Origin of the sequence: Mesorhizobium sp. M4A.F.Ca.ET.050.02.1.1, assembly GCF_003997725.1 — a bacterium.
Classification (GTDB): Bacteria; Pseudomonadota; Alphaproteobacteria; order Rhizobiales; family Rhizobiaceae; genus Mesorhizobium.
In genome coordinates this window covers 1-7,787 of sequence record NZ_RZSG01000243.1, presented here as the reverse complement: position 1 = coordinate 7,787, position 7,787 = coordinate 1, and the positions used below count along the sequence as shown (strand labels likewise).

The 7,787-nt window shown below is 59.5% G+C and carries 9 protein-coding genes; all 9 read left to right on the top strand.

Translation table 11 applies throughout. The features are described 5' to 3' along the window. Positions 1 to 342: 342 nt before the first annotated feature. The gene (locus EOA33_RS17335) at positions 343 to 663 is read left to right on the top strand and encodes an iron-sulfur cluster assembly accessory protein (RefSeq protein ID WP_029356570.1); all 321 of its coding nucleotides are present in this window, start codon (positions 343 to 345) and stop codon (positions 661 to 663) included. A gap of 17 nt (positions 664 to 680) precedes the next feature. Then, entirely contained in the window at positions 681 to 851 is a 171-nt protein-coding gene (locus EOA33_RS39105) for a hypothetical protein (RefSeq protein WP_165349961.1), read from the top strand. 158 nt (positions 852 to 1,009) lie between these two features. Next, positions 1,010 to 2,221 (top strand): cysteine desulfurase NifS, encoded by a 1,212-nt coding sequence (gene nifS / locus EOA33_RS17330; protein ID WP_126063817.1) that lies wholly within the window; start codon positions 1,010 to 1,012, stop codon positions 2,219 to 2,221. A 180-nt stretch (positions 2,222 to 2,401) separates the two neighbouring features. Then, the gene (nifW, locus tag EOA33_RS17325) at positions 2,402 to 2,779 is read left to right on the top strand and encodes a nitrogenase stabilizing/protective protein NifW (RefSeq protein ID WP_024505239.1); all 378 of its coding nucleotides are present in this window, start codon (positions 2,402 to 2,404) and stop codon (positions 2,777 to 2,779) included. A 188-nt stretch (positions 2,780 to 2,967) separates the two neighbouring features. Further along, on the top strand, positions 2,968 to 3,819 hold the full coding sequence (locus EOA33_RS17320) for an electron transfer flavoprotein subunit beta/FixA family protein (RefSeq protein WP_126063816.1): 852 nt from the start codon (positions 2,968 to 2,970) through the stop codon (positions 3,817 to 3,819). A gap of 16 nt (positions 3,820 to 3,835) precedes the next feature. Further along, the gene (locus EOA33_RS17315; protein WP_126063815.1) at positions 3,836 to 4,945 is read left to right on the top strand and encodes an electron transfer flavoprotein subunit alpha/FixB family protein; all 1,110 of its coding nucleotides are present in this window, start codon (positions 3,836 to 3,838) and stop codon (positions 4,943 to 4,945) included. A 10-nt stretch (positions 4,946 to 4,955) separates the two neighbouring features. Continuing rightward, on the top strand, positions 4,956 to 6,260 hold the full coding sequence (locus tag EOA33_RS17310; RefSeq protein ID WP_126080604.1) for an FAD-binding protein: 1,305 nt from the start codon (positions 4,956 to 4,958) through the stop codon (positions 6,258 to 6,260). A 12-nt stretch (positions 6,261 to 6,272) separates the two neighbouring features. Beyond that, positions 6,273 to 6,572: a ferredoxin family protein gene (locus tag EOA33_RS17305; RefSeq protein WP_024505235.1), complete on the top strand. Its 300-nt coding sequence runs from the start codon at positions 6,273 to 6,275 to the stop codon at positions 6,570 to 6,572. Positions 6,573 to 6,968: 396 nt separating this feature from the next. Next, positions 6,969 to 7,550 carry an alpha/beta fold hydrolase gene (locus EOA33_RS17300; protein WP_287152319.1) on the top strand — a complete coding sequence of 194 codons (582 nt, stop codon included), beginning with the start codon at positions 6,969 to 6,971 and terminating at the stop codon, positions 7,548 to 7,550. Positions 7,551 to 7,787 lie beyond the last annotated feature (237 nt).

Sequence of the window (7,787 nt, the reverse complement as noted above, 5' to 3'; positions counted from 1 at the left end):
CTCCTTCGTTCTTCGATTGCGAGGGCAACCCAAAGGTGAATCGGCCGGCAATTTTGCCGCCGCAACGAAGGCTTCACAAAAATCGTGCCAGTTGCTCCGCGGCAAGCTCTGAACATCTTTGGCTCTGTTCATTGCTTTACGCGTGAGTGCATCGCGAACTCAGGCGCCCTTCCTGTGACGCGGACGCGACAAATCCGACAGTAAGTGTCGGTTGTCGGACGTCTCCCCAGCAATCGAGCATAAGAGACGTCGGGATGTCCTACGGTTTTTGACACGTCTTCCCTTTGGCACGGTCCATGCGAGATGATCCGCGAAAACGTCGGACCGAGGAGAAATCGAGCCATGATTACGCTCACCGACAACGCTGTTGCCGCCATCAAGGCCGCTCTTTACCGCGCCAGCGAGCCGGCGGAAGGATTTCGCATCATGGTCCATGCCGGCGGCTGCGCCGGCTTCCAATACTCAATGGGCCTGGAGAGCGTCTCACGTGAGGGCGATGCGATCATCGAGCGAGATGGGCTCAAGGTGTTCATGGATAGAGGCTCCCAACCCCATGCAGCCGGCATGACCGTGGACTTCGTCACTGGGCTCGAAACATCCGGCTTTGTTTTCGATAACCCCAATGCGCGTGAGACGTGCGGCTGCGGCAAGTCCTGCAAATGATTGCGAGGGAACAGGCTATGTTCGACTATAGCGACGCCAAGGAATACTGCGTCGAACCGGCACCGCCGGCGCTCTGGAACCGGCCGACACGCACTGTCGGCCCGGAACAATTGCGTTCGGTGATGCGCCAAATCGCGATCATCGATCGTTGCCGTGGGCAAGCAAACAAAATTGCCCGAAACAGCTGAATTCCCGGCAGATGCCGCCACCAAAGGGCAATGTCGACAGCGACCGGTCAGCCAAGCCATCGCTCGCCCGGCCGCCCACCTTACCAGATACGATATGCGCCAGAGGTTCAATGGCCCGCCTACCCTTGAATCATTTCAGCAGTTGAAGGATCACTCCCATGAACCCTGTCTATCTCGACAACAACGCAACGACGCGGGTTGATCCTGCAGTCGTTGGAGCGATGTTGCCTTTCTTTACGGAGCAATTTGGCAATCATTCGTCCATGCACGCCTATGGCGCATCGGTTGCTGAAGCCGTGAGAAAGGCGAGGCAACAGTTGCAAGCCCTCATCGGCGCGGGATTCGAGGACGAGATCATCTTCACCTCGGGCGGGACTGAAAGCGACAGTACAGCCATCCTTTCGGCGCTGGAGGTGATGCCCGACCGAACGGAAATAGTGACTTCCGCGGTTGAACATCCGGCCGTTCTGAAGTTGTGCGCGCACCTTGAAAAGACGCGCGGCGTCAAGGTGCACATTATCCCAGTCGATCACCACGGCCGGCTCGACCTGGACGCCTACAGAACCGCTCTCACTCCACAAGTGGCAATCGTCTCGATAATGTGGGCGAACAATGAGACCGGTACGATCTTTCCCGTGGTTAAGCTTGCCGATCTAGCCAGGGAAGTCGGCGCGCTTTTCCACACTGATGCAGTGCAGGCGGTCGGAAGGCTTCCGATTGAGCTGAAATCGACCGCGATCGACATGCTGTCGCTCTCCGCCCACAAGCTGCATGGTCCAAAGGGGATAGGCGCGCTTTATGTAAGACGTGGCGTGCGCTTCTCCTCCATGATCAAGGGTGGGCACCAAGAGCGCGACCGGCGTGCAGGCACTGAAAACACACCCGGCATAGTCGGACTGGGCATGGCGGCCGAACTCGCCTTGAAATTCATGGACGAGACAAAACGAATAAAATGGTTGCGCGACCGCCTTGAGAACGGGATCATCCAGCGCATCCCAAACACATCCATCAACGGCGATCCGCAAGAGCGATTGCCAAACACTGCAAACATTGGATTCGAAGGTATCGAAGGCGATGCAATTCCAATTGTCCTGAGCCGGCTGGGAATCGCCTGTTCCGCCGGGTCCGCCTGTGCCTCTGGCTCACTGGAACCGAGCCATGTTCTGATCGCTATGAACGCGGCATGTGGGGCAGTCCGCTTCTCCTTGTCGCGTGACAACGGCGAAGATGACGTAGACCGCGTGCTTGAGGTCCTGCCTGCGATCACCGAGAAGCTACGGGCCGTTCCCAGTGCTGGACTGTGCGGGCGAGGTGCAGAACAGCTTCATTCCGGCCCGGGTCCGAGCGGCACAATAGCCGACGAGCCGTGAGGTCTTCCTCAACGTGACGACCCTGCGCAATGGAGAGCAGTCAAACTCGGGGTCGCCTTCACCACTTCAGAAAAGCTTGAGATCGCCAAGTCTCTTGCCCAGCCGCCGTGCCAGAGGTCGGCACGCCGTCAGCAATGTCACCAATGCATCGACACCACAATTACGCGCCGGGAGAATACAATGAACTGCTCCGCTGATAGCCGCCCGATCGATCGCACCGATATCCTAGCGCGACTGAAGGGCCTGTCGGCCGCGGAGGACTTCTTCGCCTGCCTTGGCGTCTCCTACGACCCGAAAGTGATGAATGTCTCGCGGCTCCATATCATGAAGCGCGTGGGCCAATACCTTGCCGAAGAAGATTTCTCCGGTCTGCCTAACCAGGTAATCGCCGCGCGGGTGCGCGCCAAGCTGGAACGCGCCTACGAAGATTTCGCGACTTCCTCGCCGCTCACGCAACGTGTGTTCAAGGTGCTAAGGGACCACGATCCAAACATATGTCCCGCACCTGGCCGCGCCTTCGTCCCGCTCGACTCTGCACTGAAGCGGTTCGGAAAGTAATGAGCCCGACACGGCTGCGACGCGACAATGTCGAGAAGTCGACAAATCCAGTCCTCATGACGCCTCCTCGGAAGCAAACGAAGCCACCTTCTGGAATAGAGGCAGGAAGACGACTTGGCATGAACGATGCAGGCAATGAGGCGAACCGCCAAGCACGAATCCGGACTGGGAGCTTAGAGAAACCGCCAATGCATATCGTAATCTGCATCAAGCAGGTGCCGGATTCGGCACAGATCCGCGTGCACCCGGTGACGAACACGATCATGCGTCAGGGTGTTCCGACCATCATCAATCCTTACGACCTGTTCGCCCTCGAAGAAGCGCTCAAACTGCGCGACGTTCATGGTGGCGAGGTTACTGTGCTCACAATGGGTCCGCCCATGGCGGAGGACTCGCTGCGAAAGGCGCTCGGTTACGGTGCTGACCGAGCAGTTCTCTTGACGGACCGCTATTTTGCCGGATCCGATACGCTGGCGACTTCCTTTGCTCTTTCGCAAGCAATCGCAAAAATTGGGGAGACTTTCGGCAGGCCGGACATCGTCTTCACCGGCAAGCAGACGATTGACGGCGATACCGCCCAGGTCGGACCGGGCATAGCCAAGCGCCTAGATTTATCGCAACTTACCTATGTCGCGAAGATTGCCTCCATCGATCTCGATACGCGAGAGATCGAAGTCGCGCGTCGCGCCGAAGGCGGCACCCAGTTGCTGAAGAGCAGACTCCCTTGCCTCATTACCATGCTGGAAGACACCAACGAAATCCGCCGGGGCTCGCTCCAGCAGGCTCTGTGCGCGGCGCGCAGGCAAGTCGTGAAGTGGACTGCAGCCGACGCCGGCATTGACGATCTCACCCGGTGCGGTCTGCGTGGCTCGCCTACAGTCGTCAAGCGTGTTTTCGCCCCCACCGCACGGGCAGAAAGGGCGGCGCAGATCGACACCGCGGAAAGGGGCTTGCAGGACATAGCCGATGAACTCATCGCCGATATCTTAACCCGCCGGCCGGCGCTGGAACATGAGCTGGCCTTCAACAGCGGCACGTGACGGCCAGGAGCAGAAAATGTCGACCGCAAGCCAAACCACCCCTCGCATTGCCCCCGGCCGTGCCGGTGTAAAGAAAGAACTTCCCGACCATTTCAAAGACTACCGGCACGTGTGGGTCTTCCTCGAGCTCGAACGCGGCAATGTGCATCCTGTATCATTCGAACTGCTGGGCGAAGGCCGCAAATTGGCCGACAAGCTTGAAGTCCAGCTCGCGGGCGTCGTGCTGGGACCGCCGGGCGAGATGGTCGAGGACGCTGTTGCCGAGGCCTTCGCTTACGGGGCGGATCTTGTCTACATCGTCGATGCGCCGCCGCTCGCCGACTACCGGAACGAGCCGTTCGCCAAGGCGCTCACGGATCTGGTCAATACCCATAAACCCGAAATCCTCCTTCTCGGCGCGACCACACTGGGCAGGGATCTTGCAGGCTCGGTAGCGACGACCCTGCAGACGGGGCTCACGGCCGACTGCACCGAACTTGATGTAGATTCCGACGGTTCACTCGCCGCGACCCGTCCGACTTTTGGTGGCTCATTGTTGTGTACGATCTATACACTAAATTACCGGCCGCAAATGGCGACGGTGCGACCAAGGGTCATGCCTATGCCGCAACGGGTGGATAAGCCGGTCGGGCGTGTCATGCGGCACAAGCTGTCGCTCGTTGAGGACGATATCGTCACCAAAGTCCTCGGCTTCCTACCGGATAACCAGTCGGCAATGGCAAATCTTGCCTATGCGGATGTCGTGGTTGCGGGAGGCCTCGGTCTCGGAGCGGCGGAGAACCTTCAGCTTGTGAAGAATCTTGCCCGAGCGATCGGCGCCGAGCATGGCTGTTCGCGCCCCTTGGTCCAGAAGGGCTGGATGCCGGCTGATCGACAGATTGGACAAACTGGCAAGACCATTCGACCGAAGCTTTACATCGCGGCCGGAATTTCCGGCGCCATCCAGCACCGAGTTGGGGTCGAGGGGGCCGATCTCATCGTCGCGATCAACACCGATCCGAACGCGCCGATTTTCGAGTTCGCCCACCTCGGGATCGTCACGGATGCAATCCGCTTCCTGCCCGCACTGACGGAAGCCTTCACCCGGCGGCTGTCGCCGCACAGTCGAGACAAGCTTGCGAGTTGAGGGAGAGGACATGATTGAACAATTCGATGCCATAGTGGTCGGAGCCGGCATGTCTGGAAACGCAGCTGCTTACACTTTGGCAAGCCAGGGGCTGAAGGTACTGCAGTTGGAGCGCGGGGAATATCCGGGCTCTAAGAACGTCCAGGGTGCCATAATGTACGCGAACATGCTGGAGAAGATCATCCCGGACTTCCGGGATGATGCGCCCCTCGAGCGGCACCTGGTCGAACAGCGACTTTGGGTGTTGGACGACACGTCTCACACCGGAATTCATTACCGGTCGGACGACTTCAATGAGGCGAAACCCAACCGCTACACGATCATTCGCGCCCAGTTCGACAAATGGTTTTCCCGCAAGGTGCGCGAGGCTGGCGCGACGGTCCTGTGTGAGACGACCGCGACGGAACTCGTCCGTGATGGCAATGGCAAGGTGATCGGCGTCCGCACAGACCGGGCTGGCGGAGTGGTCTTCGCGAATGTGGTCGTTCTCGCAGAAGGGGTGTCGGGATTGCTTGGCACTCGCGCAGGCCTGCGCGAGATGCCGAAGCCGGAGACCGTGGCGCTTGCCGTCAAGGAAATGCATTTCTTGCCCGAAGAGGTCATTGGCCAGCGGTTCGGGGTCAAGGGCGATGAAGGCTGCGTAATCGAGGCCGTGGGCACGATCTCTCGCAGCATGGCCGGGCTCGGCTTCCTTTACACCAACAAGGAGTCGATATCACTCGGCATCGGCTGCCTGGTCTCGGATTTCGCCGCGACGATGGAGAGCCCGTCCGCCCTCCTGGATGCGATGAAAAACCATCCTTCGATCCGGCCGCTGATCGCTGGCTCGGAGGTGAAAGAATATGCCGCCCATCTTATCCCCGAAGGTGGTTACAAGGCCATTCCGCAGCTCTTCGGCGACGGTTGGGTCATCGTCGGCGACGCAGCGCAACTGAACAATGCCATTCACCGTGAGGGTTCGAACCTTGCCATGACCTCGGGTCGTGTCGCGGCTGAGGCGATCATCAAAGTCAAAAGCCGCAACGGTCCTATGACCAAAGCGAACCTTGCGCTCTACAAGACGATGCTGGATGACTCCTTTGTGATCAAGGATCTTAAGAAATACAAGGACATGCCAGCCTTGCTCCACACCAATTCCAGCAACTTTTTTGACAGCTATCCGCGGCTGATGTCGCATGCCGCTCAGAACTTCATGCGTGTCGACGGCACGCCGAAGATCGAGAAGGAAAAGAACACCACGGCCGCCTTCATCAACGCGCGCTCGCGCTGGGGGTTGGTCAGCGACGCGGTCCGCCTGGCATTGGCATGGCGCTGAAGAGGGTACAAGATGACGATCGCAGTGACGAAGGTTCGTGTCGAGGACAAACTTTACCAGAACCGCTATCTGGTCGATTCCGGCCGCCCCCATATTATAGTGCGACCGCACGACAAGCCAAGCGCGAACTTGCTTGCGTTGACCTACGTCTGTCCGGCGAAATGCTATGAGTTGAATGACAAGGGTCAAGTCGAGATCACCGCCGACGGCTGCATGGAATGCGGCACCTGCCGGATATTGTGCGAGAAAGGCGGCGACATCGAGTGGAACTATCCGCGCGGCGGCTTTGGTGTCCTGTTCAAGTTCGGATGATCAGCCGGGACCGTGCCAAGAGCATGCCGGCAGCGAGCAACTGCGGCACACCATGAGCCTCTCCATCCACTTGCAAAGAGCTAGTGAATATTGGCCTTTCGCAATTCAAATTTCCTTGACTCGTTAGCGGTGTCCTCAGGCCACGGCGCTGCCCTGTGCGCCGGACTTACCACCGGTCACGTGGTCGAGCCCCTTTGGGACAACGCCCGGCCATCGTGCCGGATGGCAGCCACAACGGCCGGTGAGCAAGTGGAACGGCACAACCCATGGCAAAGACGTATGTGCTAGTGCATGGTGCCTGGCATGGCGGATGGTGTTGGCGGGACGTGGCTGCCAATCTTCGCAAGATGGGATGCCACGTGACCACGCCGACCAGGTGTCGGCGAACGCGCACGTTTGCTGTGCAAGGACATCACGCCCGACACATTCGTGACCGACATCGTCAACCACATTGTGACGGAAGAGCTGAGCGATGTGATCCTTGTCGGTCACAGTCTAGGCGGCATCAGCATCACCGGCGCCGCCGACCGGATACCCGACCATATCAGCCATCTCGTTTATCTCGACAGCGCCATCGTCGAGAGCGGTCAAAGTGTATTCAGCACCATGCCCCCCGACATCGTCGCGGCCCGTCGAAAATTGGTTGCGGAGGAAGGACGGGGTATCTTCATGCCGACTCCGCCGCCAACAGCATTCGGCATTCCCGAGGGACACTCGCTCACGGACTGGGTGCGGCGCCGGATAACACCGCATCCGGCAGGCACCTACGAAAGCGGACTTAAGCTCGAGCACCCGCTCGGCAACGGCAGACCCCGAACCTATGTCGTCTGCACTAATCCACTCCACCCGCCGATGGCGGGAGCGCGAGAATGGGTCGCGAAGCAGGATGGCTGGGCGTGGCAGGAACTCGCCACTGGCCACGACGCAATGATCCTCGCGCCGACGGAAGTTGCTCTCCTTCTTAGCGCAGTCGGCTGAGGAACCAAGTAGGGTGAGCGGCGGCCGATTCTCAGGCCGTGGCCTTGAGCTCTGGTGCACGGATAGGCCCAACGGGTCGTTCCGGTGGCGCCACCGAAACCACTAGGCGGGAGTGGCCTGTCCTGCCGACGTCGCAAGCTTGCGAGCGTTCCGCCGCGGCCGCAGCCCGTAGCGCCGGGCAACCTCCGAGATCACCACGTTCGGCCCCAGGGTCTCGGCGATGACTCCGTCCCTTGT